At 70.4% G+C, this 22,301-nt stretch carries 21 protein-coding genes and 1 tRNA gene; 2 read left to right on the top strand and 20 right to left on the bottom strand.

What is annotated here, in order from left to right:
- Nucleotides 1–5: 5 nt before the first annotated feature.
- Entirely contained in the window at nucleotides 6–1,043 is a 1,038-nt protein-coding gene (locus tag GEMRO_RS0105660; protein WP_027133227.1) for an aldo/keto reductase, read from the bottom strand.
- A gap of 54 nt (nucleotides 1,044–1,097) precedes the next feature.
- Complete coding sequence (locus tag GEMRO_RS27840; protein WP_051328740.1) at nucleotides 1,098–2,288, bottom strand: MFS transporter; 1,191 nt, start codon at nucleotides 2,286–2,288, stop codon at nucleotides 1,098–1,100.
- Between the two features lie 103 nt (nucleotides 2,289–2,391).
- Here GEMRO_RS27840 and GEMRO_RS0105650 point away from each other — a divergent pair, with 103 nt between their 5' ends.
- On the top strand, nucleotides 2,392–3,297 hold the full coding sequence (locus GEMRO_RS0105650; protein WP_027133226.1) for a LysR family transcriptional regulator: 906 nt from the start codon (nucleotides 2,392–2,394) through the stop codon (nucleotides 3,295–3,297).
- Nucleotides 3,298–3,348: 51 nt separating this feature from the next.
- Here GEMRO_RS0105650 and cml read toward each other — a convergent pair whose 3' ends face one another.
- From cml to GEMRO_RS0105575, 16 genes are all read right to left on the bottom strand, one after another.
- Nucleotides 3,349–4,560 carry a CmlA/FloR family chloramphenicol efflux MFS transporter gene (gene cml, locus GEMRO_RS0105645; protein WP_027133225.1) on the bottom strand — a complete coding sequence of 404 codons (1,212 nt, stop codon included), beginning with the start codon at nucleotides 4,558–4,560 and terminating at the stop codon, nucleotides 3,349–3,351.
- A gap of 324 nt (nucleotides 4,561–4,884) precedes the next feature.
- Nucleotides 4,885–5,166 carry a helix-turn-helix domain-containing protein gene (locus GEMRO_RS0105640; RefSeq protein WP_027133224.1) on the bottom strand — a complete coding sequence of 94 codons (282 nt, stop codon included), beginning with the start codon at nucleotides 5,164–5,166 and terminating at the stop codon, nucleotides 4,885–4,887.
- Between the two features lie 2 nt (nucleotides 5,167–5,168).
- Entirely contained in the window at nucleotides 5,169–5,483 is a 315-nt protein-coding gene (locus tag GEMRO_RS35805) for a type II toxin-antitoxin system RelE/ParE family toxin (protein WP_322100054.1), read from the bottom strand.
- A 66-nt stretch (nucleotides 5,484–5,549) separates the two neighbouring features.
- Nucleotides 5,550–5,634: transfer RNA gene (locus GEMRO_RS0105635), tRNA-Leu, on the bottom strand.
- Between the two features lie 108 nt (nucleotides 5,635–5,742).
- A complete protein-coding gene (locus GEMRO_RS0105630; protein ID WP_035484794.1) occupies nucleotides 5,743–6,015 on the bottom strand; it encodes a cytochrome C oxidase subunit IV family protein in 273 nt (90 codons plus the stop codon).
- A gap of 5 nt (nucleotides 6,016–6,020) precedes the next feature.
- Complete coding sequence (locus GEMRO_RS0105625) at nucleotides 6,021–6,656, bottom strand: cytochrome c oxidase subunit 3 (protein ID WP_027133222.1); 636 nt, start codon at nucleotides 6,654–6,656, stop codon at nucleotides 6,021–6,023.
- Nucleotides 6,653–8,329: a cytochrome c oxidase subunit I gene (locus GEMRO_RS27835; protein WP_084506593.1), complete on the bottom strand. Its 1,677-nt coding sequence runs from the start codon at nucleotides 8,327–8,329 to the stop codon at nucleotides 6,653–6,655. Before GEMRO_RS27835 ends, GEMRO_RS0105625 begins: the two co-directional genes overlap by 4 nt.
- A complete protein-coding gene (gene coxB, locus GEMRO_RS0105615) occupies nucleotides 8,326–9,276 on the bottom strand; it encodes a cytochrome c oxidase subunit II (RefSeq protein ID WP_027133221.1) in 951 nt (316 codons plus the stop codon). The genes GEMRO_RS27835 and coxB overlap by 4 nt, the downstream gene beginning before the upstream one ends.
- On the bottom strand, nucleotides 9,273–10,073 hold the full coding sequence (locus GEMRO_RS0105610) for an SCO family protein (RefSeq protein ID WP_027133220.1): 801 nt from the start codon (nucleotides 10,071–10,073) through the stop codon (nucleotides 9,273–9,275). The genes coxB and GEMRO_RS0105610 overlap by 4 nt, the downstream gene beginning before the upstream one ends.
- Complete coding sequence (locus GEMRO_RS0105605; RefSeq protein ID WP_027133219.1) at nucleotides 10,070–10,477, bottom strand: hypothetical protein; 408 nt, start codon at nucleotides 10,475–10,477, stop codon at nucleotides 10,070–10,072. The genes GEMRO_RS0105610 and GEMRO_RS0105605 overlap by 4 nt, the downstream gene beginning before the upstream one ends.
- Entirely contained in the window at nucleotides 10,474–11,547 is a 1,074-nt protein-coding gene (locus GEMRO_RS0105600) for a hypothetical protein (protein WP_027133218.1), read from the bottom strand. Before GEMRO_RS0105600 ends, GEMRO_RS0105605 begins: the two co-directional genes overlap by 4 nt.
- The gene (locus GEMRO_RS0105595; protein WP_027133217.1) at nucleotides 11,537–12,079 is read right to left on the bottom strand and encodes a c-type cytochrome; all 543 of its coding nucleotides are present in this window, start codon (nucleotides 12,077–12,079) and stop codon (nucleotides 11,537–11,539) included. Before GEMRO_RS0105595 ends, GEMRO_RS0105600 begins: the two co-directional genes overlap by 11 nt.
- Nucleotides 12,076–12,636 (bottom strand): DUF3341 domain-containing protein, encoded by a 561-nt coding sequence (locus tag GEMRO_RS0105590; protein WP_027133216.1) that lies wholly within the window; start codon nucleotides 12,634–12,636, stop codon nucleotides 12,076–12,078. The genes GEMRO_RS0105595 and GEMRO_RS0105590 overlap by 4 nt, the downstream gene beginning before the upstream one ends.
- The gene (gene nrfD / locus GEMRO_RS0105585) at nucleotides 12,629–13,978 is read right to left on the bottom strand and encodes an NrfD/PsrC family molybdoenzyme membrane anchor subunit (RefSeq protein ID WP_240476606.1); all 1,350 of its coding nucleotides are present in this window, start codon (nucleotides 13,976–13,978) and stop codon (nucleotides 12,629–12,631) included. The genes GEMRO_RS0105590 and nrfD overlap by 8 nt, the downstream gene beginning before the upstream one ends.
- Complete coding sequence (locus GEMRO_RS0105580; protein ID WP_205624909.1) at nucleotides 13,975–16,953, bottom strand: TAT-variant-translocated molybdopterin oxidoreductase; 2,979 nt, start codon at nucleotides 16,951–16,953, stop codon at nucleotides 13,975–13,977. Before GEMRO_RS0105580 ends, nrfD begins: the two co-directional genes overlap by 4 nt.
- The gene (locus GEMRO_RS0105575; RefSeq protein ID WP_027133213.1) at nucleotides 16,950–17,618 is read right to left on the bottom strand and encodes a cytochrome c3 family protein; all 669 of its coding nucleotides are present in this window, start codon (nucleotides 17,616–17,618) and stop codon (nucleotides 16,950–16,952) included. The genes GEMRO_RS0105580 and GEMRO_RS0105575 overlap by 4 nt, the downstream gene beginning before the upstream one ends.
- Before the next feature lie 158 nt (nucleotides 17,619–17,776).
- On the opposite strand from GEMRO_RS0105575, the gene GEMRO_RS0105570 reads away from it, so the two are divergent.
- Nucleotides 17,777–19,036: a cation:proton antiporter gene (locus GEMRO_RS0105570; RefSeq protein ID WP_027133212.1), complete on the top strand. Its 1,260-nt coding sequence runs from the start codon at nucleotides 17,777–17,779 to the stop codon at nucleotides 19,034–19,036.
- Between the two features lie 13 nt (nucleotides 19,037–19,049).
- On the opposite strand, the gene GEMRO_RS34840 is transcribed toward GEMRO_RS0105570, so the two are convergent.
- Nucleotides 19,050–21,614, bottom strand: coding sequence for an ATP-binding protein (locus tag GEMRO_RS34840; protein ID WP_027133211.1), 2,565 nt, complete (start codon nucleotides 21,612–21,614; stop codon nucleotides 19,050–19,052).
- A 244-nt stretch (nucleotides 21,615–21,858) separates the two neighbouring features.
- Nucleotides 21,859–22,284: an NfeD family protein gene (locus GEMRO_RS0105560; RefSeq protein WP_051328737.1), complete on the bottom strand. Its 426-nt coding sequence runs from the start codon at nucleotides 22,282–22,284 to the stop codon at nucleotides 21,859–21,861.
- Between the last annotated feature and the right edge of the window lie 17 nt (nucleotides 22,285–22,301).

The following is a 22,301-nucleotide window of genomic DNA, read 5'->3' as shown; positions in this document are numbered from 1 at the left end:
AGGATCTATCCCGCGATCGGCGGATCGAGGCGGGCGAAGCCCTCCTGGCGCCGGTAGGGGAAATGCGGGTAGGGCGCGGTGACGGCGCTGGCCTCCTCCAGCCTGGCGGCCTGCCCGTCGGTCAGCGTCCAGCCGACCGCGCCGAGATTCTGCCGGAGCTGCTCCTCGTTGCGCGCGCCGATGATCACCGACGCCACGGTCGGCCGCCGGGTCAGCCAGTTCAGCGCGACCTGCGGCACGGTCTTGCCGGTCTCCGCCGCGACGGCTTCCAGCGCGTCGACGACCCGGAACAGATGATCGTCCTCGACCGGCGGCGCGAAGCTGGCGGTGTCGTGCAGGCGGCTGCCCTGCGGCCACGGCGCGCCGCGCCGGATCCTGCCGGTGAGCCGCCCCCAGCCGAGCGGGCTCCAGACCAGCGCGCCCAGCCCCTGATCGGCGCCGAGCGGCATCAGGTCCCATTCGTAGTCGCGGCCGATCAGCGAGTAGTAGACCTGATGGGCGACATAGCGCGGCCAGCCATGGCGGTCGGCTGCCGCCAGCGCCTTCATGACCTGCCAGCCCGGAAAATTGGAGACGCCGACATAGCGGACCTTGCCGTCGCGCACGAGCGCATCCAGCGTGGACAGCACTTCCTCCACGGGCGTCGCGGCGTCGAGGGCGTGCAGCTGCAGCAGGTCGATATGGTCGGTGCCCAGCCGCTTGAGCGCGTCCTCGACGGCGCGGACCAGGCGGAAGCGCGACGAGCCGGCATCGTTCGGGCCATCGCCCATCGGCAGGCTGGTCTTGGTCGAGATCAGCGCGCGGTCGCGCCGCCCCTTGAGCGCCGCGCCCAGCACCTGCTCGGACGCGCCGCCGGAATAAACGTCGGCGGTGTCGAACAGGCTGACGCCGGCGTCCAGGCAGATGTCGACCAGCCGGCGGGCCTCCGCGACGTCGGTGTTGCCCCAGGCGCCGAACAGCGGCCCGGTGCCGCCGAACGTGCCGGCGCCGAAGCTCAGAACCGGCACCTTGAGGCCGGAGCGACCGAGAGGACGATGATCCATGGCTTGATCCTTTGCGGGGTCGGGCGGGTGGAGCGGATGGGGGACGGAGTCGCCTCAGCCGGCATGCGGGGTGGAGCCGGCGCCCCGGCCGGCGACGAACGGCCGTGACGGGCGCGCGGCCAGGGCAGCGACGGCGATCGCCGTCGCCGGGAACAAGGCCGCCACGAGCGGCACGAAGCCGAGCCCGGGGCCGTGTTCGATCACCGCGCCGCCCGCCCAAGCGCCCAGCGCGTTGCCGAGGTTGAAGGCGGCGATGTTGAAGGAGGACGCCAGGCTCTGGCTGGCGCCCGCGGCCCTGGACAATACCCAGACCTGGAGCGGCGCCACCGTGGCGAAGCCGGCCGCGCCGAGCAGCCCGGTCAGGAGCACCGCGGCGACCGGCGCCTGGAATCCCCAGGTCATCGCCGCCAGCACGAGGGCCAGCGCCGCCAGGGTGCCGAACACGGTGGCGAGGAGGTTGCGGTCCGCGAACCGTCCACCGACCAGGTTGCCGGCGATCAGGCCCACGCCGAACACCAGCAGCACCGGCGACACCGCGGCCGGCTGGAACCCGCTGATCCGGGTCAGCAGCGGCGCGATGTAGGTGAAGACCGCGAACACGCCGGCATAGCCGAGCACGGTGGTGGCAAGGCCGAGCAGGACGGGGGCCTGCAGGATGGCAGCGAGGTCCGTCCGCCAGTCGCCCGCCTCGGGCGCCGCGCGGTCCCTGGGGACGAGCGCGGCGATGACCGTGAAGGCCGCGAGCCCGACCAGGGTAACGGCGGCGAAGGTCGCCCGCCAGCCCAGATGCTGGCCGATCCAGGTGCCGAGCGGCACGCCCAGGATGTTGGCGACGGTCAGCCCGGTGAACATCACCGCGATGGCCGACGCCTTGCGGTCGCTTGGAACGAGGCCGGTCGCCACCACCGAGCCGACGCCGAAGAAGGTGCCGTGCGCCAGGGCGGTTGCGACCCGCGCCGCCATCAGGAAGCCGTAGCCCGGCGCCAGCGCGCAGGCGGCGTTGCCGGCGATGAAGATCGCCATCAAAGCGAGCAGCACGGTCTTGCGCGGCCAGCGCGCGGTCAGCACCGTCAGCACCGGCGCGCCGACCACCACGCCCAGCGCGTAGCCGGAGATCAGCAGGCCTGCGCTGGCGATCGACACGCCGAGATCGGCGCCGACCTCCAGCAGCAGCCCCATGATGACGAACTCGGTGACGCCGATGCCGAAGGCTCCGGCGGTCAGGGCATAGAGAGCCAGCGGCATCGTCTGTCCTGCAGGAAGGAGGAAGTCCGGAGCAGAACATAGACGCCGGGCCTGCAGTGACATAGTGTGCCTACTGGAACATGATCTGTGAAATGAACGACCAATGGCGCGTGCCGAGATCAACCGTTCCGGCGAGATGGAGGTGTTCGTCCGTGTCGTGGAGCAGGGCGGCTTTTCCGCGGCAGCCCGCGCCTGCCGGATGACGCCCTCGGCGGTGAGCAAGCTGGTCGCCCGGCTGGAGGCCCGGCTGCGCGCCCGGCTGGTCAACCGCTCGACCCGCGCCTTCCAGCTCACCCCGGAAGGATGCGCCTTCTACGAGCGCGCCACGCGCATCCTGGCCGACATCGAGGATGCCGAGCGGGGCGCCGGGGCGGGCGAGCAGCCGGTGGGGCGCATCCGCCTGAACACCAGCGCGTCCTACATCACCCATGTCCTGGCGGGGATCCTGCCGGAGTTCCTGGACCGCTATCCGGGCATCAGCCTCGACCTGGTGCAGACCGACCTGGTGGTGGACCTGCTGGCGGAGCGGACCGACGTGGCGGTCCGGGCGGGGCCGCTGAAGAGTTCCAGCCTGGTGGCGCGCAAGCTCGGCGACACGGCGATGATGGTGGTGGGCGCGCCTTCCTATCTGGCCCGCTTCGGCGCGCCCAGGACGGTGGAGGACCTGGACAGCCACCGCCGCCTGGGCTTCGGCTATGTCCGCACGGTCGACGGCTGGCCGCTGGCGACCAGCGGCCGGACGGTCGTGGTGCCGACGGCGGGGCCCGTCCAGGCCAGCGACGGCGAGGCGCTGCGCCGGCTGGCGCTGGACGGGGTCGGGCTGGCGCGCCTGGCCGGCTTCGCCGTGCGCGCCGACATCGCCGCCGGCCGCCTCGTTCCGGTGCTGGAACATCTCAACCCGGGCGACCGGGAAGCCTTCCACGCCATCCATGTCGGCCAGGGCGGGCCGCTGCCGTCGCGGGTCCGCGCCCTGCTGGACTTCCTGGCCGAGCGGGGGACGGTGGACTGAGGAGCGGCGCGGGCGGCCTGGCGACCCGAGCGTCCCGCGCCGGCGCTGCGGTCAGGGCGAGACGGCTTCCGTTCGGGTTCGCCGCGGCATTGTCGCCACCAGGGCGAGGGTGAGTGAGGCCATGGAGAGGCACCAGGCCGCGAGCGGCCAGGCGGTGTCGCCCGGCAGCAGGACCACGCACAGCGTTCCCAGCGCACCCACGACCAGGCTCTGGATGCAGTAGTAGAGGGCGGTCGCGGCGCCGGCGGCATGGCCGAAGCGCTGCAGCGCGCCGTTGGCGGTCACCGAGACCGCGAATACGATGCCGGCGGCGACCAGCCACATGGGCGGGACCAGCGTCCAAGGGGAGGTGCCGGCGATCCCCTGGCCCGCCGCCAGCAGCACGGCGCCGACCGCGAGCAGAACCATGCCGCGGACCAGGCTGCCGTCGATGCCCCAGCCTGCGACGAACGTCCTCGCGAAGCGCGCCGTCGCGATCATCACCAGGGCCACCGTGGCGAACAGGCCGCTGAAGGCGAGTTCAGTGAGGCCGGCATGCTCGACCAGGACGCGCGGGGCGGTCGAGAAGAACACGAAGAACGCGCCCATCGCAGTGCTGAACCCGGTCGTGTAGGTCCAGAAGCCCTGGTCGGCGAGGATCTCGCGCAAGGGGATGCTCGAAGCTGAACGGTGGGCGGGCCTGGTCTCGGGCCAGCGCACCAGGGCGTGCAGCGCCGCGGCCGCCGCCATGATCCCGAGCATGACGAAGATCGAGCGCCAGCCGAGCGATCGGTCTAGGAGCGCGCCCGCGATCGGTCCCAGCGCAGGCACGAAGGCCAGCATCGAGCCGAACAGGCCGTAGATCACCACCCCTTCCGGGCGATCGGCATAGACGTCGCGCACCGTAGCGAAGGTCGCCACCAGCATCGCCGCGGCCCCCAGGCCCTGCGCCACGCGCAGGGCGAGGAAGGCGGGCGCCGAGGAGGTGGACGCGATCAGGAAGGAGGCCAGCGCGAAGAGCAGCGCACCACCCAGCAGGACCGGTCGGCGGCCGACCCGGTCGGAGAGCGGCCCGAACAGGACCTGGCCGATGCCGAGCACGACCAGATAGAGGGTCAGCGTCAGCTGCACGACCGTGGGCGAGGTCGCAAGGATCGCCGGCATCGACGGGACGACCGGCAGGTAGACGTCCATGGCCAGGGAGGCCAGGAGGTCGAAGGGCGCCATCAGCAGCAGCGCTGCCGGCAGCGAAAAGGTCCAAGCACGCAGGCTTCGACGGGACATGGCAATGGTTCCGCACAAATGCAGGTGGCATCTGGCGGCGATCTGCTCTGGCAAAAGACCGGCAAGGACGGCGGGAAGGCAGAAGGCCGCAACAACGAAATCTCGAGTTGTTGCGGCTTACCTGTCTGCTGACTGAGGATCGCTCATCGCCGGGTCCGTGCTCGAAAGTGCTGATCGACCGTTCTTCCCGACGCAACACTGGTGCAGGCGGTCAGGGTCGAGCCTACCCTCCTCATGGAGCCGGATCCAGCCCACATGACGTGGTGGACCGAACCCCTGGTGCGGGTCTGTCCAAACGCGCCGGGTGCTTGCGCCGGGGCATGCTCATGCCGGTAGTTGGGCCTGCGCCTGGATCAGCACCTTCGGGCGCAGCCCGGCACGGCTGGCGATCGCCATCAGCTTGTCGATGGAAAACCTGGAAATCTTGCCGTTCTTGAGCTCGGAGACGTGTGCCTGGGTGACACCGAGCTGCGCGGCGGCTTCCTCCTGGCTCAGGTGAGCATGCGCCTTGAGCCATGCCTGGATACCCTCCAGCAGGACAGTGCGGTTCTCCAGGTCCTCGGCTTCCTCGGGGCTGAACAGGTGCTCGAAGGCGGTCCTGGTCATGGTCATCCTCCGATGGCACGGAGCCTGGCGCGCGCCAGATCAATATCGCGCCGACTGGTCTGCCGGGTCTTTTTCTCGAAGGCGTGCAGGACGAACAGCAATGGGCAAGTGCCGCCGTTCCCGCCAGACCATGCCGGTGCGCAAGAGCGATGTGGAAGCCAATCTGTTGCGGCTCGCCCGGTGCCAGATGCCCGAGCACCATCGGGAACGACCGCCCTCCCTTGCGCCGGTACCGGGGCAACGGTGGTGATCGTTACGGATCGAGGCGGCGGCGAAGCGTACGGCAGCACCGAGCCCCCTTGGGGGCCAAGCTGCATCATGCCGATGTCGAGGGGCGCGATGGTCAGGGGGAGGCCTGGCATCGTCCGGGCTCATGCTGCAGGTGGTGCGGGCGGTCGGAATCGAACCGACACTCCTTTCGGAACCGGATTTTGAGTCCGGCGCGTCTACCAGTTCCACCACGCCCGCATCGAGCCGCCCAAGCCGTTCCGCGAAGGGAAGGCAGTACGATTCGTGCGCGATTACCTGCCACGGAGGGGGGCGGACGTCCAGCAGAACCGTCGTCGCGCCAAAGGCTCAGAACAGGAAGCGGGTGGCGTAGTCGGCCGAGGTCAGGGTGAACAGGATCAGGAGCCAGACCAGGGCGCCGACCGCGACCAGGCGGATCAGGCCGCTGGCTTCGTGCAGGTGCATGAAGAACCAGAAGATCAGCCCGGCCTTGGCCAGGGCGATCGCGATGGCTGTCGACATGGCGAGCGGGCCGGTCAGGACGAAGCTGGCGGCGACGGTCGCGGCCAGGAGGGCCAGCAGGGCCAGCCAGACCAGGAGCAGCGGGCGCAGGCCGGTCATGGCGCTCACCTGGCCAGATAAAGGATCGGGTAGAGGAACACCCAGACGATATCGACCAGGTGCCAGTAGAGGCCGGCGACCTGGACGGTCATCAGGCGCTGCGGCAGGGGGAGGCTCTGGCGGTGCAGGCGCCAGGCGAGGCCGGCGACGAGGGCCACGCCGATGGTCAGGTGGAGCGCGTGCAGGAAGGTGGCGAACAGATAGAGGTTCATGAACAGCTGCTGGGCCGGGCTGGAGAAGGTCGGCGGCTGGCTCAGGATCGGCAGCAGGCCTTCCTGGTATTCGGCGTGGTACTCGACGGCCTTCAGGCCCAGGAACAGCAGGCCCAGCAGGGCGGCGCCGGCCAGGCAGCGCGCGGCCAGGCCGGAACGGGCGGCCCGGGCGGCCTGGACCGCGGCGGCCACGGCGAGGCTCGAGGTCAGCAGCATCACGGTGTTGAGGGCGCCGATCCACAGATGCAGCTTCTTCGAGGCCGCGACCACCTCCTCGGGATGGAGGCCGCGATAGATCAGGATGACCGCGCACAGCCCGCCGAACAGCATGATCTCGGTGGCCAGGAACACATACATGCCCATCAGGTCGGCCTCGCGCTGCTGCGGGGCCGCCTCGAAGGGCTCATGGACCTGGACGCGCTCGCTCATGCGCCCGGTTCCCGCTCGACGTGGTAGTCGTAGGGCGGCCCGTCCACCACCGGGACCTCGGCGAAGTTGTGCTTGGGCGGCGGCGAAGGGACCGTCCATTCCAGCCCGGTCACGTCCCAGGGGTTCGGGCCGGCCGGCTCGCCGTAGCGGGTCGACCAGAACAGGTAGGCGAACGGCAGGAGGTAGGCGAGACCCAGGATGCTGGCCCCCACAGAGGACATCACGTGCAGCACCTGGAACTCGGCCGGATAGACGTGGTAGCGGCGCGGCATCCCCAGATACCCTAAGAGGAACTGGGGGAAGAAGGTCATGTTGAAGCCGAGGAAGATGAAGATCGCCGAGAGCCGGCCCCAGACCAGGGGATAGGTCCGCCCGATGAGCTTCGGCCACCAGTAGTGCAGCGCCCCGAAGAACGCCGACACGGTGCCGCCGACCATGATGTAGTGGAAATGGGCGACCACGAAGTAGGTGTCGTGGACATGCACGTCGAGGGCCAGCATCGCCAGCACCAGCCCGGTCAGGCCGCCGACCACGAACAGGCCGATGAAGCCCATGGCGAACAGGAAGGGCGGGTCGAGCGAGATGTGGCCTTTGTAGAGAGTGGCGGTCCAGTTGTAGACCTTGATCCCGGACGGCACCGCCACCGCCAGGCTCAGGAATGAGAACACCGCGCTGGCATACATGGACTGGCCGGACACGAACATGTGGTGGCCCCAGACCAGAAAGCCGATCACCGCGATGGCGATCGAGGAGCCGGCCACGAATCGGTAGCCGAACACCGGCTTGCGCGCGGCGGCCGCGACCAGCTCGCTGACCACCCCTAAGGCCGGCAGGACCATGATGTAGACGGCCGGGTGGCTGTAGAACCAGAACAGGTGCTGGTAGAGCAGCGGGTCGCCGCCCAGCGCCGGGTCGAAGATGCCCAGGCCGAACAGGCGCTCGGCCGCGATCAGGGCCAGGGTGATGGTGAGCACCGGCGTGGCCAGGACCAGGATGATCGAGGTCGCGTAGTGCGACCAGACGAACAGCGGCAGGCGGCCCCAGGTCATGCCGGGGCAGCGCAATTTATGCACCGTCACGATGAAGTTCAGGCCGGTCAGGATCGAGGAGAAGCCCACCACGAACACGGCGGTGGCGGCCAGCACCACGTTGCCGTTGGCGAACATGGTCGAGAGCGGGGTGTAGAAGGTCCAGCCGGTGTCGACCCCGCCGGAGACCAGGACGTAGATGGTGAACAGCCCGCCGATCATGAAGATGTACCAGCTGACCAGGTTGAGGCGCGGGAAGGCCAGGTCGCGGGCGCCGATCATCAGCGGGATCAGGAAGTTGCCGAAGGTGTTGGGGATCGAGGGGATCAGGAAGAACCAGACCATGATCACCCCGTGCAGGGTGAAGGCGCGGTTGTAGCCCTCGTTGGTCATCAGGTCGGCCTGCGGGGTGAGCAGGTCGATGCGCACCAGGGCGGCGGCGAGCCCGCCCACGAAGAAGAACAGGGTGACCGAGACCAGATAGAGGATCGCGATCCGCTTGTGGTCGGTGGTGAGCAGCCAGGAGCGCAGGGTGTGGCCGGCGCGCAGGTAGCTGGCCTGCTCGGTGCCGGTTTCCGACAGGCCGCGGTCGTCGAGGTTGGCCTCGTCCGGGCGCTCGTCGGCGGCGGTGGCGGCGTCGGTCATGGCCGGTCGCTCCAGCGGGTCGCACCCCGCGACTTGATGTAGGCCACGAGCTGCAAAACCTCGTCCTCGCCCAGGACGTTCTCGAAGGTCGGCATGATCCTGGGATAGCCGGCGGCGATCTGCTTTTGCGGCAGGAGGATGCTGTCGCGGATGTACTGCTCGTCGGCGATGACCACCGTGCCGTCCGCGAGCGGGACCGGCTGGCCGTAGAGATCCTCCAGGGGCGGGGCGTGCACGGTGGCGGCCGGGCCGTGGCAGCCGCTGCAGCCGCGAGTGCGGAACAGGATCTCGCCTTTTGCGGCCAGGCTCAGGTCGACGTCGCCCTGCTCCAGCCAGGCGGCATAGTCGGACGGGCTCAGCACCACGAACCGTCCGCCCATCACCGAATGGTCGGTGCCGCAGAACTCGGCGCAGACCATCCGGTAGGCGCCCGGCTGGTCGGCCTCGAACCACAAGCTCGTGTAGCGGCCGGGCAGCACGTCCTGCTTGATGCGCAGGGCCGGGATGAACAGGCTGTGGATCGCGTCCTGCGAGGTCATGGTCAGCCGGACCGGCTGGCCGGCCGGCACGTGCAGCTCGTCGATCTCGCCCTGGCCGCCCGGGTGCTGGAACTTCCACATCCACTGCTTGGCGACCACGTCGATCTCCAGCGCGTCGGCGGGCGGGTGGTGCAGCTCGAAGAACAGGTCGGTGGCCCAGACATAGAAGCCCAGGATCAGCACGAACGGGACCAGCGCCCAGGAAATCTCCAGGCCGACCTTCTGGTTGACCGGATGTTTGCGGTCGGCGGGCCGGCCGCGCCGGTAGCGGACCGCGAACACCACCATCAGCACGAACACCGGGGCCGAGAGCAGCACGACCAGCACGGTGAAGCTGCCCAGCAGCATGTCGATCTGGGTGCCGTAGGCGGACGCGCGGCCGGGCCACAAGGCGAGGAAGTCGCTCATGGCGCCCTGCCGCCGATTGCCCGGCGGCGGGCGCGCCGCTCGCGCAGCAGCGACCAGCCGATCAGCCCGGCGCCGACCAGCGCGGTGGCGGTGCCGCCGACGCGCAGGATCGTCCAGACCAGCGGGCCGTAGCGGCCGGTCTGCGGGTCGTAATGGTAGCAGAGCAGCAGGACCTGCTCGGCCCAGTCGCCGATCCGGCCCTGGCCGGCCTCGGTCAGGGCCAGGCGCAGGTCGGTGGGGTCGGGCGAGAGGCCGTAGAGCCAGCGGGCGAGACGGCCGTCGGGGGTGAGCAGGGCCACTGCCGCGACATGGGCGTACTGGCCGATCCGCTCGTCCCAGGCGTAGCGGTAGCCGATCGCTTGAGTGACCGCCTGGATGTCGGCCTGCGTCCCGGTGAGCGCGAAGCTGCCCTGGCCGGCCACCGCGGGAAAGGCCCGGGCGAGTCTGTCCAGCTGCCGGCGCGCCAGGGCCGGGCCTTCCTTTGGGTCGATGCCGAACGCCACGATCGCGAAGTCCTCGCCCGGCCGGTAGGGCTGCGCGCGCACCGCCTGGGCCAGACCGGCCAGGGTCACGCCGCAGATGTTGGGGCAGTCGTGCAGGACAGGCGCCAGCAGGAGCGGCTTGCCGCCCGCCAGCTCCCGCAGCGTCACCGTGCGCCCGGACTGGTCCAGGAACGGGCGGTCGAGCGGGACGGCGGCATCCGCGATCTGGTCGATGCCGGTGGCGGCGAACGGGTCGAAGGCCCCGGCCGGTAGGCTGGCCAGCAGCAGGAAGGCCAGGGCGAGCAGGCGGGTCATGGGCGCGCCTCCAGGTCCGGCCAGCCCTGGCGCGCCACCATCTCCATGGCCCGCTCGATCGGGATGCGCACCCGGCCCTGGGCGCGGTCGGTCCAGGCATAGCCCTCCAGCAGGCGCCCTGCCGCCGCCTCGATCGCCTGCCGGTCGCCGGCCGGCGACACTTCCAGGCGCGGCGCTGGCGGGACGAGGTCGACCGCCTCCAGGGCGGTGTGGGCGGGCGGGCGCTTGACCGCCTGGAGCAGCACGAACAGCCCGCCCACCAGCAGGATGGCGGCGAGGATGCCGGCGAGCAGCAGGCCGGTCACGACCAGCACGTTGCGCGGGGCGACGTCGCTCTGCTCGTGGCGCCGGCCAGGCGGGGGCGGAGCGGGCGCGCGGGCGCTGTCGTGGCCGGCGACGCTCACGGGGCCGCCTCCAGGGCCTGACCGGCCACCTGGCGCAGCCGGCGCGCCAGCGGCAGCGCCAGCACCAGGCCGGCCAGGGACAGGGCACCCAGGCCCAGCCAGGCCAGCAGGAAGGCAAAGGGAGCCATCATGCCGCCGGAATCGGTGGCGGGCAGGACCAGCCAGAGGATCTCCAGCGCCTTGCCGGCCAGGACTAGCGCGCACAGCACCAGGAGCCAGACCCGCGACTGGCGGACCAGCGGGAACAGGAGGAGCAGGGCCGGCAGCAGCTGCAGCGCGGCCGAGGCCTGCGCCGCCCCGTTCCAGACCGGGGTGGCGCGGGTCGCGTACCACTGCACGCCTGGCGGCAGGTTGCCGGACCAGATGATGAAATACTGCATGAAGGCGAAATAGACCCAGAGCAGGATGGCGGTGAGCAGGAGCCCGCCCAGCACCGCCGGGCGCCCAGGCGGGGCTGAGCGCAGCAGGCGGACGGGGATCAGCACGGCCAGGGCCAGGGTCAGCTGGATCGACAGGACGTAGAGGCCGAAGCCGGAGGAGTGGAAGTCCGGCTCCAGCGACATCAGCCAGTCCACCGCCATGGTGGTGCCGAACAGGACGAACAGGATCAGTCCCCCGGACGCGACCGGGGTCGACCAGGCCCGGCGCAGGAGCAGCAGCGCAAGGAGCAGGCCGACAACGGCCCAGAACGAGGCGGTGCGCAGGATGAAGAACCAGGAGGTCAGGTAGAGCGGGCGCATGCCCTTGGCCTCGACCCCGGCAGTCCAGGGATAGAGCATGTCCATGCCGAGCAGCACCGGCAGGACGGCGGCCACCGCCAAGGGTGCGAGGAGCATGCAGGCCTCGGCAGGCAGGGACAGTTCGTCCGCCCAGGCGCCGGGGATCAGCCGCATCATCATCAGCAGGCCCAGCGCCCCGACCGGCACGGCGCTCCAGAAGACATAGGCCGCGAGCCAGCCGCTCAAGGCCGCCTCCGGCGCCCAGAGCGCGCCGAGCAGGGCCAGCGCGCAGGCGGCAAGCCCGGCCAGGAGCAGCGGGAGCAGGACGGGGAAGCGGCGCTCACTCACCATGGGCGGCCTCCGCCAGCCGGGCCCGCTCCGCCTCGCCCAGCCTGGCGACGTCGGTATCCTGGCTTTGCTGGAGGGCGCGGATATAGGCGGCGATCGCCCAGCGGTCGGCCGGGCGCACGCGGTCGGCATAGGAGTACATCACGCCGTGGCCATGGGTGATGACGTCCACGAAATAGGCGGAGGGCGCCTGGCGCAGCCGCTGGATGTGGAAGCTCGGCGGCTGGGGGAAGCCGCGGGCGGGCACGGTGCCGCGCCCGTAGCCGGCGGCGTCGTGGCAGACGGCACAGTAGATGCCGAAGCGCTCCCGGCCGCGCGCCAGCAGCGCCTGGCTCATGGGCGGGCGCTCGGCCAAAGCGGCCATCCAGGCCGGGTCGTCCCGGGCGAGCGTGCCTTCGGGCGGCGACTGCAGCGACTTGCCGTCGGAAAACAGCGCGCTTTCCTCGTAGCTGTCGTAGCGGGGCTGCTGGTCCATCTCGTCGCAGCCGGGCAGGGCCAGGGCCAGCAGGAGGGCGGCCAGGAGGCGGGCGCTCATTCCGGCTCCTCGGTATGCTCGACCAGGTCGACCCGCACCGGGTCCAGTTCCTCCAGAAAGGCGCGGGTCCGCTCCTGGTGGAATTTCGGGTCGGTGCTGAACACGACCAGGAAGAACTTGTCCGAGCTCGCCAGGTGGAAGGCGTCCACGCTGAACAGGGGATGGTGCAGGCGCGGCAGGTGGTTGAGGACCAGCATCCCGCCGATCGAGAACAGCACCGCGAACAGGACCATGAGCTCGAAGGTGATCAGCAGGAAGGCCTGCGGCGCCAGCAAGGGCCGGCCGCCGATGTCGAGCGGATAGTCCAGGTTGGTGTAGACCTGCATCCCGTAGCCCACGGCCGCGCCGAGCACGCCGCCCGCCAGGGTCAGCCAGGGGACGCGGTTGTCGCGGAAGTCCAGCGCCTCGGACAGGCCGTCGACCATGAACGGCGCATAGGCGTCGATCCGCCGGAAGCCTGCGGCGCGCGCGCGCTTCACGCTCTCGATCAGGCGCTCGGCCCGGTCGAACTCGGCGAGCAGGCCGAAAGCCTCGGTATGGGCGCCGGGCTCACGCATCCGCGCGCCCCTGGTCCTCGAACAGCGCCTCCTTGATCTCCGCGGCGGAGATCACCGGCAGGAAGCGCACGAACAGGAGGAACGGCACCATGAAGACGCCGAGCATCCCGGCGAACAGCGCCCATTCCCAGAAGCTCGCGTGGTACCCGCCAAACGACGAGACCAGGTAGTCGCGGTACAGGCTGGTCACCAGCAGCATGTAGCGCTCGAACCACATGCCGACCGTGACGGAGAGGCCGATCAGGAACAGGAGCAGCGGGCTGCGCCGGGCAAAGGAGAACCACAGGAGCTGCAGGGGCAGGAAGTTGGCGAGGACGGCGCCCCAATAGCTCCAGGCATAGTCGCCCCAGAGGCGGTCGATCAGCGTGGCCATCTCCTGCTTCCCGCCGGCATAGAGCACGTCGAACACTTCCGCCCAGTAGCCGTAGGCGGTCATCAGGCCGGTGGTGAGCAGCAGCTTGCCGAGCAGGTCGAAATGGCGGGGCGTGACCAGATCGTAGAGGCGCAGCGCATGGCGCAGGGCGACGGCGATCATCGCCACCACCGCGAAGCCGGAGAACGCCGCGCCCAGCACGAAATAGGGCGGGAACACGGTGGAGTTCCAGCCGGGGATCGGCCCGGCGGCGAACAGGAGCGAGATCTCCGAATGCACCGAGACCACCAGCGGCACGGCGATGGCGGCGGTGAGCCGGTAGCTCTGCCGCCAGCGATGCCAGTGGCGGGCGGAGCCGCGCCAGCCCAGCGAGAACAGGCCGTAGAAGACCTGGGCGCGGCGCTTCTTCGCCCGGTCGCGGGTGGCGGCCAGGTCGGGGACGATCCCGATGTACCAGAACAGCAGCGAGACGATCAGGTAGGTCAGGACCGCAAAGAAGTCCCAGGTGAGCGGGCTGCGGAACTGCGGCCAGATCGTCATGGTGTTGGGATAAGGGGCCATCCAGTAGAACAGCCAGGGCCGGCCCAGATGCAGGATCGGGTAGAGGCCGGCGCAGAGCACCGCGACCAGGGTCATCGCCTCGGCGAAGCGGTTGAGCGAGTTGCGCCAGTGCGCGCTCAGGAGCAGCAGCAGCGCCGAGATCAGCGTGCCCGCATGGCCGATCCCCAGGAACCAGACATAGTTGGAGATCGCGAGGCCCCAGTTGACCGGGATGTTGTTGCCCCACACCCCCACCCCGTTCCAGAACAAGACGCCCACCGAGACGAAGAACAGCAGGAGAAGGCTTGAAGCCAGGCCGAAGCTGATCCACCAGGCCCGGGGATCCGGGTAGTTCAGGGGGATCCGGGTGATTTCCTCGGTGATCTCGGCATAGCGCCCGGCGGGCGCGGCGATGGCGTCGTCGCTCACGACGATCCCTCCGCCTTCTCGATCTTCGCCAGATAGGTGGTGCGCGGCCGGGTGTTGGCTTCCTCCAGCAGGCTGTAGTCGCGCGCTTGCGCCTTGCGGCGGCTGACCTTCGTGTCCGGGTCGACCACGTCGCCGAACACGATGGCGCGGGTCAGGCAGGCCTGCTGGCAGGCGGTCACCACCTCGCCGTCCTGGATCGGCCGCCCCTCGATCTTGGCCGCGATCCGGGCAGCACTGATCCGCTGGATGCAGTAGGTGCACTTCTCCATCACGCCCCGGTCGCGCACCGTCACGTCCGGGTTGCGCATCGCCTGAAGCGATTCCGGGTCGTCGCCGGTATAGTCGAACCAGTTGAAGCGGCGGACCTTGTAGGGACAGAAGGACGAGCAGGTGCGCGTGCCGATGCAGCGGTTGTAGACCTGCAGGTTCAGCCCCTCGGGACTGTGCACGGTGGCATTCACCGGGCAGCCCATCTCGCAGGGCGCGTCCTCGCAATGCATGCAGGGGACCGGCTGGAAATAGGAGCGGGGCGCGTCCGGGTCGCCCTCGTGGTAGTGGTCGACCCGCAGCCAGTGCATCTCGCGGCCCGCCGCCACCAGTTCCTTGCCGACCATCGGGATGTTGTTCTCGGCGACGCAGGCGACCACGCAGGCATTGCAGCCGGTGCATAAGTCGACGTCGATCGACATGCCCCAGGACGGGCTGTCCCAATGGCGCTCCGGATAAAGGGTGGGATTGGGGGCCTCGTCCCGGGCGATGGTGGCGGCGCTGCCGGAAGGCAGTACCTCCGGCAGCTCCGCCGGATCGACGGTGCGCACGAAGTCGAATCCGTCCATCGCCTGGTGGAGCTGGGTGGTGGCGATCTCCTGGTGATGGCCGGTGGCGACCAGGGTGGCGCCGTCCAGGTGCCAGGGATCGGCGATCCCGCGCAGCCGGTAGGCATCGTAGCCCAGGCCCTGGCCGACCCGCCCGGAGCGGCTGCGCCCGTAGCCGAAGGTCAGGGTCACCGTGCGCTCGTCCTGGCCGGGCATCACCCAGACCGGCCCGATGATCGCGCGCCCGCCATGGCCGACCTGCACCTCGTCGCCGGTCCGGAGGCCACGCTCGGCGGCGAGCCTCGGGCTGACCAGGACGGGGTTGCCCCAGGTCATCTTGGTGAGCGGCTTGGGCAGCTCCTGCAGCCAGGCATTGTCGGCATGGCGCCCGTCCCAGACGGTGGGATCCGGCCGCAGCGCCAGGACCAGATCGCCGGCCGGCACGTCGTCCTCTGCCGGCAGCGACGGACGGCCGGTGACGGCCGGGTGGAGCAGGGGAGCGGCGCTGTCCTCGACGAAGCCGCGATACAGGGCGCTGCGCCAGCGGCCCTCGAACGCCTGGCCCCAGCGCGCCCGCCAGGTCTCCTGAACGATCGCATGCCCGGCGCGCTGCTGCCCGCCCAGGCGGTCGACCAGCTCGTGCGGCGAGCGGACCGCGTGGAACGGGCGGACCAGCGGCTGGATGATGCTGACCGTGCCGTCGACCGCCCGGGCATCGCTCCAGCTCTCCAGCTCGTGCTGCAAAGGCGCGTGCCAGTGGCAGCGCGCAGCGGTCTCGTCGTAGTGCAGCCCCCCATGCAGGCGGAACGGCACTTTCTCCATCCGGGAGGCGACATCCAGCTCAGCGGCGCTGGCATAGGCCGGGTTGCAGCCGAGCACCACCAGGGCTTCCACCCGCCCGGCCGCCATCTCGTCGATGAGCGCCTCCAGCGAATGGCCGGATCCGGCCAGCCGTGCCGCCACCGGCTCGGTGCAGGCCAGGGTGGCGCCGAGTGCGTCCAGCCGCTCGTTGATCAGGAGGGCCAAAGCCTGCCACTCGGCGGGAAGGTGCGGGCCGACGCTCACCAGTGCCCGGCCGGGCCGCTCAACCAGGGCGGCGGCCGCCTTATCCACCCAGGTGCGCTCCGGTTCGGCGAGCGTGTGCGGCGGGCCCGCCTCGATGCCCAGCGCCTCGGCCAGGGCGCGGACGAGGGCGGGGATGCGCGCCGGCCCAGCGACCAGCCGGTCCTCGGCCACGGCGCCGGTGATCGAGGGGGTGGGTTCCGCCATGAACAGCCGGGAGCCGCCGTCGCGACGCTGGAACGCCGCGCGCCGCTCGGCCCAGAGCCGGTTGTGCAGGACCTGGCGGGGGCCGGGCCCCAGCAGGTCGTCGTCCAGGGCGACCACCACCTCGGCCAGGTCCAGGCGCAGATGCAGGTCGAGCGGCCTGCCGAACACGATCCGGGCCGCCTCGTGGCGGCGGTCGGCGTTCACGGGCTCGTCCACATGCCAGCGCGCCAGGGGCCAGCGCTGCAGGAGCGCGTCGATCTGGCGGGACAGGGTGGGCGAGGTGACCGTGCCGGTCAGGAGGCGCAGGCCCCGGCCGCCGCTCGCGTCCAGCCGGCCGGCCTGCTCCACGAGGGCGCGATCCAGCGCGTCCCAGGTGGCGGTGCGGCCCAGATGGCGGGGTGCCGCGGAGCGGTCCGGGTCGTAGAGTCCCAGCAGGGCCGCCTGGGTGAACGCATCGATGGCGCCCCTGGCAACCGGGTGGACGTCGTTGCCCTCCAGCTTCACCGGCCGGCCGACATGGGTCTTGCCCAGCACCGGCTGGGCATAGCCCTGGCTGGTGACGGCGGTGGCGTACCATTTCGGGTTGCCGGGCGTGACGAACTCCGGCGCTTCCACGTAAGGCAGCGCCTTCTCGTCGGGCTCGCCGTCGCAGCCGGCAAGCCCGCCCAGCGCCAGGGACGCCGCCATGACCTTGAGGACCGAGCGCCGGTCGACCTGTCCTGCCGCCGGCGCCAGGGAAGGGAACTCGGCGGCCAGGTAGTCCCGGAAATCCTGGCTGCCCGAGAGCTCGTCCAGGCTGCGCCAGAACGAGCGGCCGGTGCGGCCGCGCAGCCGGTCGCGGATCGGGGCGGCGGCGGGATGCTCTGCCAAGATGCGCCTGGACCCGCTCACCGGTGGCAGATCCCGCAATCGTCGAGCCTGGCCGGCTCGATGCCGTGCGCCTTGACGTAGTCGAGCCCGTAGAACGCGTGTTCCTCCGGGTGCCGGTCCCAGTCCGACCAGTCCATCCGGGTGACCTGGTCCGGGGGACGCAGGTGCGGGGCGGGATCGCGGTGACATTCCAGGCACCAGCCCATCTGGAACGGCTGCGCCCGGGACAGGAGCGGCATCTGGTCGACCCGGCCATGGCAGGTGACGCAGGGCACGCCGCGATCGATGTGGATCGCGTGGTTGAAGTAGACATAGTCGGGAACCCGGGCGACCCGGCGCCACGGGATCGGCTGGCCTGACGCCAGGCTTTCGCGCACCGGCGCCAGCACCGGCGCGCCGGTCCAGACCTGGGAATGGCAGGTCATGCAGACATGGGTGGGCGGCAGCCCGGCCTGCGGGCTGGTCTCCACCCCGGTGTGGCAATAGCGGCAGTCGATGCCCAGTCCCCCCACGTGATGCTGGTGGCTGAACGGGACCGGCTGGTCCTGCACCCAGCCCACCATGGTGGCATAGCTCGAATCCATGTAGCCGCCGGCGAACAGCCCGGCTCCCGCCACGGCGAGACCCGCGACCAGGAGGGCGGCACGCAGACGGGTGTCGGCCGTGGCGGTGAAGATCTGCGGCATTACACCATGACGATATCCAAGCCCGTCGTTGGTGAACCTGCTGCTGCCACAGAAGTTTCATCCCGAACGCTCCCGTTTTCGAGAGCTGCCTTCGGGGCAGCCGGTTCGGGACGGGGCGGTCGGCCATCCGCCTCCATCGTCCAGCAGGAAAATCGCCGGTGCTTTCGCTGTTCCAACTGATCGCGGCCTTGCTGACGGTGACCGCGGTGTTCGCCTACATCAACCACCGGGTGCTGCGGCTGCCGGCGAGCATCGGGCTCCTGGTGATGGGGCTGGGCGCGTCGCTGCTGCTGATCGGCATCGACCTGCTGTTCCCGCGCACCCAGCTCTACGCGGCGCTGGCCGGGACGATCCGGCAGATCGACTTCTACGACACGGTCATGAACGGGATGCTGGCCTTTCTCCTGTTCGCCGGCGCGCTGCATGTCGACCTGGGGCGGCTGCGCAACCGGGCGTTGGGCGTCGGCCTGCTCGCCACGATCGGGGTGGTGATGTCGATGTTCCTGGTGGCCACCGGGCTGTGGCTGGCGGCGGGCCTGCTCGGCCTGGAGCTGGGATTTGCCTGGGCGCTGGTGTTCGGCGCGCTGATCGCGCCGACCGACCCGGTGGCGGTGCTTTCCACGCTCAAGGCGGTCAACGTGCCCCATGCGCTGGAAACCGACATGGCCGGCGAATCCCTGTTCAACGACGGCATCGGCGTGGTCCTGTTCACCATCGCGCTGCAGGCGGCGCTTGGCAGCGGCGACGACTCGTTCGAGGCCGCCCACCTGGCCGAACTGGTGCTGGTGGAGGCCGGCGGCGGCGCGGTGCTGGGCCTGGTCGCCGGCTTCATCGCCTACCGTGGCCTGCGCGGAATCGACGACTACTCGATCGAGGTGATGATCTCGGTGGCCCTGGTCACCGGCACCTACGCGCTGGCGACCGCCCTGCACATGAGCGGCCCGATCGCGGTGGTGGTGGCGGGGGTGCTGATCGGCAACCGGGGTGCGGAGCGGGCGATGAGCGACACCACCAAGCAGTACGTGTTCGGCTTCTGGACGCTGATCGACGACATCCTGAACGCGGTCCTGTTCCTGCTGATCGGGCTGGAGGTGCTGGTGGTGCAGTTCACCCCGTCCTTCGGCTGGCTGGCGCTGCTCTCGATCCCGCTGGTGGTGGCGGCGCGCTTCGTCTCGGTGAGCGTGCCGATCCTGGCCTTGCGGCGCTGGCAGACCTTCACCCCGGGCACCATCCCGGTGCTGACCTGGGGAGCGGTGCGCGGCGGCATCTCGGTGGCGCTGGCCCTGTCGCTGCCGACCGAAGAGCCGGCCCGCGCCCTGATCCTGGACGCGACCTACGGCGTGGTCCTGTTCTCGGTGGTGGTCCAGGGGCTGAGCCTGGGCGCGGTGGTGCGGCGGACGGTGCCGACGGCCAGCTGACCTGGCAGGCCCGTCAGCGCTGGCCGTTCATGATCTCGCGCACGCGGTTGGCCATGACCTCCATGGCGAACGGCTTGGTGATCATCGCCATGCCGGCGGTGAGGAAGCCGGACGAGATCATGGCGTTCTCGGCATAGCCGGTCATGAACAGGATCTTCAGCTCGGGCCGCGCCATCCGCGCCGCATCGGCCAGCTGGCGGCCGTTCATGCCGGGCAGGCCGATATCGGTGACCAGCAGGTCGACCCGCTCGCCGCCCTGCAGGAGATCCAGCGCCCCCTGCGCCTCGGCGAACTCGCGGACCCGGAAGCCCATGTCGCCCAGCAGCTCGACCACCAGGGCGCGCACGATCGCCTCGTCCTCCACCACCAGGACGACGCCGCGGTCGACGTCGGCCGGCGGGGCGGGCTCGTGGGGCGACTCCTCGGGCGGCTCCTGGGCGTCCTGGCGCCGCGGCAGGAACAGCTTGACCGTGGTGCCACGCCCGATCTCGCTGTAGATCCGGGCATAGCCCTCGGACTGCCGGGCGAAGCCGTAGATCATCGAGAGGCCGAGCCCGGTGCCCTGGCCCATCGGCTTGGTGGTGAAGAACGGATCGAAGGCGCGCTCCACCACCTCGGGCGCCATGCCGCAGCCGGTGTCGGTGACCGCGATCGCCACATAGTCGCCGGGCGTGACCCCGCGGCCATGGGCGGCGAACCGGCCGTCCAGCTCGACATTGCAGGTCTCGATGGTCAGCCGGCCGCCCTTTGGCATCGCGTCGCGGGCGTTGATCACCAGGTTCAGGATCGCCGCCTCCAGCTGGTTGGCGTCGCACACCGTGGGCCACAGCCCGCCGGCCAGAACCAGCTCCAGCTCGATCGCTTCGCCGATGGTCCGCCGGATCAGGTTCTCCATGGAGGCCAGCAGCGGGTTCACCTGCAGCGGGCGCGGGTCGAGCGGCTGGCGGCGGGAGAAGGCCAGCAGCCGGTGGGTCAGCGCGGCGGCACGGTTGGCCGAGGTCATCGCCCCGGTCAGAAAGCGCCCGACATCGTCGGTCCGGCCCTGGGCGATCCGGCGCTGCACCAGGTCGAGCGATCCGGTGATGCCCTGCAGCAGGTTGTTGAAGTCATGGGCGATCCCGCCGGTGAGCTGGCCGATCGCCTCCATCTTCTGCGACTGGCGCAGCTGGTCCTGGACTTCCTGCAGGGCCTCGGCCGCGGCCTTCTCGTCGGTGATGTCGCGGGCGACCGCATAGATCAGCCCCTCGTCCAGCGCCGCCGTCCAGGCGAAGCTGCGGTAATGGCCGTCCTTGTGGCGGAACCGGTTCTCGAAGTTGAAGGCGGTGTGGCCGGCGGCCAGCCGGGCGATCTCGGCGCGGGTCGGCTCCACGTCGTCCGGATGGTTCAGCCATGCCGAATCCCTGCCGAGCAGTTCCTCCTCGCTCCAGCCCAGCAGGAGCTGCCAGGCCGGGTTGGTCGCGACGAAACGCCCCTGCGCGTCGGCCACCAGCAGCAGGTCGCGGGAGACCCGCCAGATCCGGTCGCGCTCGCGGGTGCGTTCCTCCACCCGGCGCTCCAGAAGCTCGCTCTGGCGACGCTCCTGCTCCAGCACCTCCATCGCGGCCTGACGGGCGGCGACATGATCGGCGATGTGGTGGATGAAGGCCCGGTACGGATCGTCCAGGGCGCGGCGGGGGCTGATGCCAGCGACCAGGAAGCCGATCTGCTCGTCGCTGCGGGCGCTGTTGGGGATGGACAGGACCAGCGCCTGCTCCACCGGCTCCGGCCAGGGCTCCAGCACCAGAGGCTGGCCGCGCCGCTCCGCGAACCGGTCGAGCACCCCGTCCGGCTGCGCCCGGGCGGCGGCCAGCGACCAGAAGCCGTCGGGGCCGGAAGGATCCAGGGACCCCGGAGCCAGGGCGCTGCCGGCGGCCACGCCCGCCGAGGCGGCCAGCCGCGCCTGGCCGTCCCCGTCCAGGAGGTAGAACAGGCAGAACGGCAGGTCGGCCGGATCTGTCCGGATGGCCTCGGCCGCGCGGGTGCAGACCTCGCGCAGGCTGCGGGCCTGCTGGGTGTTGTCGCTCAGCTGGCGCAGCAGCCTGGAGCGACGCTCGGCCAGAACCTGATAGGTCGTCTCGATCACCGCGTTGAACAGGCCGATCACGCCCTCGTCGCCATAGATCGGGCTGACATTGTAGTTGAAGTAGCATTCCTCGGTGTAGCCGTGGCGGCGCATCGCCAGGAGGCCGTCCTCGGTGTGGACGGCGACGCCGGTGTCCATGATCCGGTTGAACATCGGGCCGATCACGTCCCAGATGTCCGGCCATGCCTCGTGCGCCGGGCGGCCCAGCGCCCAGGGATGCTTGTCGCCGGGGATCGAGCTCCAGGCGTCGTTGTACAGCAGCCGCATCTCCTGGCCCCAGTAGATGCAGACCGGGAAGCGGGAGTGCAGGCTGACGCCCAGCGAGGTGCGCAGCGCCGACGGCCACGTCTCGATCGGCCCGAGCGGGGTGGCGCTCCAGTCCTTCTGCCGGATGAGATCGGCCATGATCCCGCCGCCCGCCAGGAAGCTGAACGACGATGGCCGAGAAGACTTCATCTTCGACGATCCCTGAACACGGGCCCTGGCCGGACGGAACGCACCATGTTCCTGGCCGCTCCGGGGTGATGGCCGTCACGTTCGGCGCCCGCCGAGCCCCGAGCCTTGGACCAAGCAATCCCGGTCGAGGCCAACGCGGGCACGGGGCCGGGACCTGCCGTATCTTTCACCCCGTCAGAAGCCGGTGAGCTTATCCGGCGTTCCCGGAACAGCGCGGTTTTTGCCTGACGGCCGGGGGCGGCTGTCAGCTCGGTGGCGCCACCAGCAGCCGGTTGCCGTCCACGGCCAGGACCACCACCCGGCTGCCGGCGGGCAGATCCGGACCCTGCACGGGCCAGGTGGAATCGCCGACCCTGGCCCGGCCATGGCCATGCTCGATCGGGCGGTCCAGGGTGAGGCTGGTGCCGATCAGGGCGGCGGCACGGCGGTTGAGCCCGGGCTCCGCGGTGGGCGCCGGCCTTGGCCGGAAGCGGAACCAGGCAAGCACGGCGACGCCCGCGGCCAGGGCGAACACCAGGGCCTGGACCTGCCAGATCAGCTGCGGGACCAGCCAGGCCAGGGCGGCGGTGACCAAGGCGCCGAGCGCCAGCCAGGCGAAGAAGAACGCCGGCGTCGCCAGCTCCAGCAGGAGCAGGACCCCGCCCAGCACCAGCCATTGCCATGCCTGCATCGCCAAGCGCTCCCTTG

It is taken from the genome of Geminicoccus roseus DSM 18922 (assembly GCF_000427665.1).
GTDB lineage: Bacteria > Pseudomonadota > Alphaproteobacteria > Geminicoccales > Geminicoccaceae > Geminicoccus > Geminicoccus roseus.
Note: the sequence above shows the minus strand (reverse complement) of the source record. Positions and strands in the feature narration are given on the sequence as shown.

What these genes read in the sequence shown, in the direction of transcription:
- GEMRO_RS0105610 (WP_027133220.1), bottom strand. Translation starts at nt 10,073, where the DNA reads ATGACCCGCCTGCTCGCCCTGGCCTTCCTGCTGCTGGCCAGCCTACCG.
- GEMRO_RS0105640 (WP_027133224.1), bottom strand. Translation starts at nt 5,166, where the DNA reads ATGACCAGGACCGCCTTCGAGCACCTGTTCAGCCCCGAGGAAGCCGAG.
- GEMRO_RS0105590 (WP_027133216.1), bottom strand. Translation starts at nt 12,636, where the DNA reads ATGCGTGAGCCCGGCGCCCATACCGAGGCTTTCGGCCTGCTCGCCGAG.
- GEMRO_RS0105560 (WP_051328737.1), bottom strand. Translation starts at nt 22,284, where the DNA reads ATGCAGGCATGGCAATGGCTGGTGCTGGGCGGGGTCCTGCTCCTGCTG.
- GEMRO_RS0105650 (WP_027133226.1), top strand. Translation starts at nt 2,392, where the DNA reads ATGGCGCGTGCCGAGATCAACCGTTCCGGCGAGATGGAGGTGTTCGTC.
- GEMRO_RS0105630 (WP_035484794.1), bottom strand. Translation starts at nt 6,015, where the DNA reads ATGACCGGCCTGCGCCCGCTGCTCCTGGTCTGGCTGGCCCTGCTGGCC.
- GEMRO_RS0105575 (WP_027133213.1), bottom strand. Translation starts at nt 17,618, where the DNA reads ATGCCGCAGATCTTCACCGCCACGGCCGACACCCGTCTGCGTGCCGCC.
- cml (WP_027133225.1), bottom strand. Translation starts at nt 4,560, where the DNA reads ATGTCCCGTCGAAGCCTGCGTGCTTGGACCTTTTCGCTGCCGGCAGCG.
- coxB (WP_027133221.1), bottom strand. Translation starts at nt 9,276, where the DNA reads ATGAGCGACTTCCTCGCCTTGTGGCCCGGCCGCGCGTCCGCCTACGGC.
- GEMRO_RS35805 (WP_322100054.1), bottom strand. Translation starts at nt 5,483, where the DNA reads ATGCAGCTTGGCCCCCAAGGGGGCTCGGTGCTGCCGTACGCTTCGCCG.
- GEMRO_RS27835 (WP_084506593.1), bottom strand. Translation starts at nt 8,329, where the DNA reads ATGACCGACGCCGCCACCGCCGCCGACGAGCGCCCGGACGAGGCCAAC.
- GEMRO_RS34840 (WP_027133211.1), bottom strand. Translation starts at nt 21,614, where the DNA reads ATGAAGTCTTCTCGGCCATCGTCGTTCAGCTTCCTGGCGGGCGGCGGG.
- GEMRO_RS0105625 (WP_027133222.1), bottom strand. Translation starts at nt 6,656, where the DNA reads ATGAGCGAGCGCGTCCAGGTCCATGAGCCCTTCGAGGCGGCCCCGCAG.
- GEMRO_RS0105660 (WP_027133227.1), bottom strand. Translation starts at nt 1,043, where the DNA reads ATGGATCATCGTCCTCTCGGTCGCTCCGGCCTCAAGGTGCCGGTTCTG.
- GEMRO_RS0105595 (WP_027133217.1), bottom strand. Translation starts at nt 12,079, where the DNA reads ATGAGCGCCCGCCTCCTGGCCGCCCTCCTGCTGGCCCTGGCCCTGCCC.
- GEMRO_RS27840 (WP_051328740.1), bottom strand. Translation starts at nt 2,288, where the DNA reads ATGCCGCTGGCTCTCTATGCCCTGACCGCCGGAGCCTTCGGCATCGGC.
- GEMRO_RS0105600 (WP_027133218.1), bottom strand. Translation starts at nt 11,547, where the DNA reads ATGGTGAGTGAGCGCCGCTTCCCCGTCCTGCTCCCGCTGCTCCTGGCC.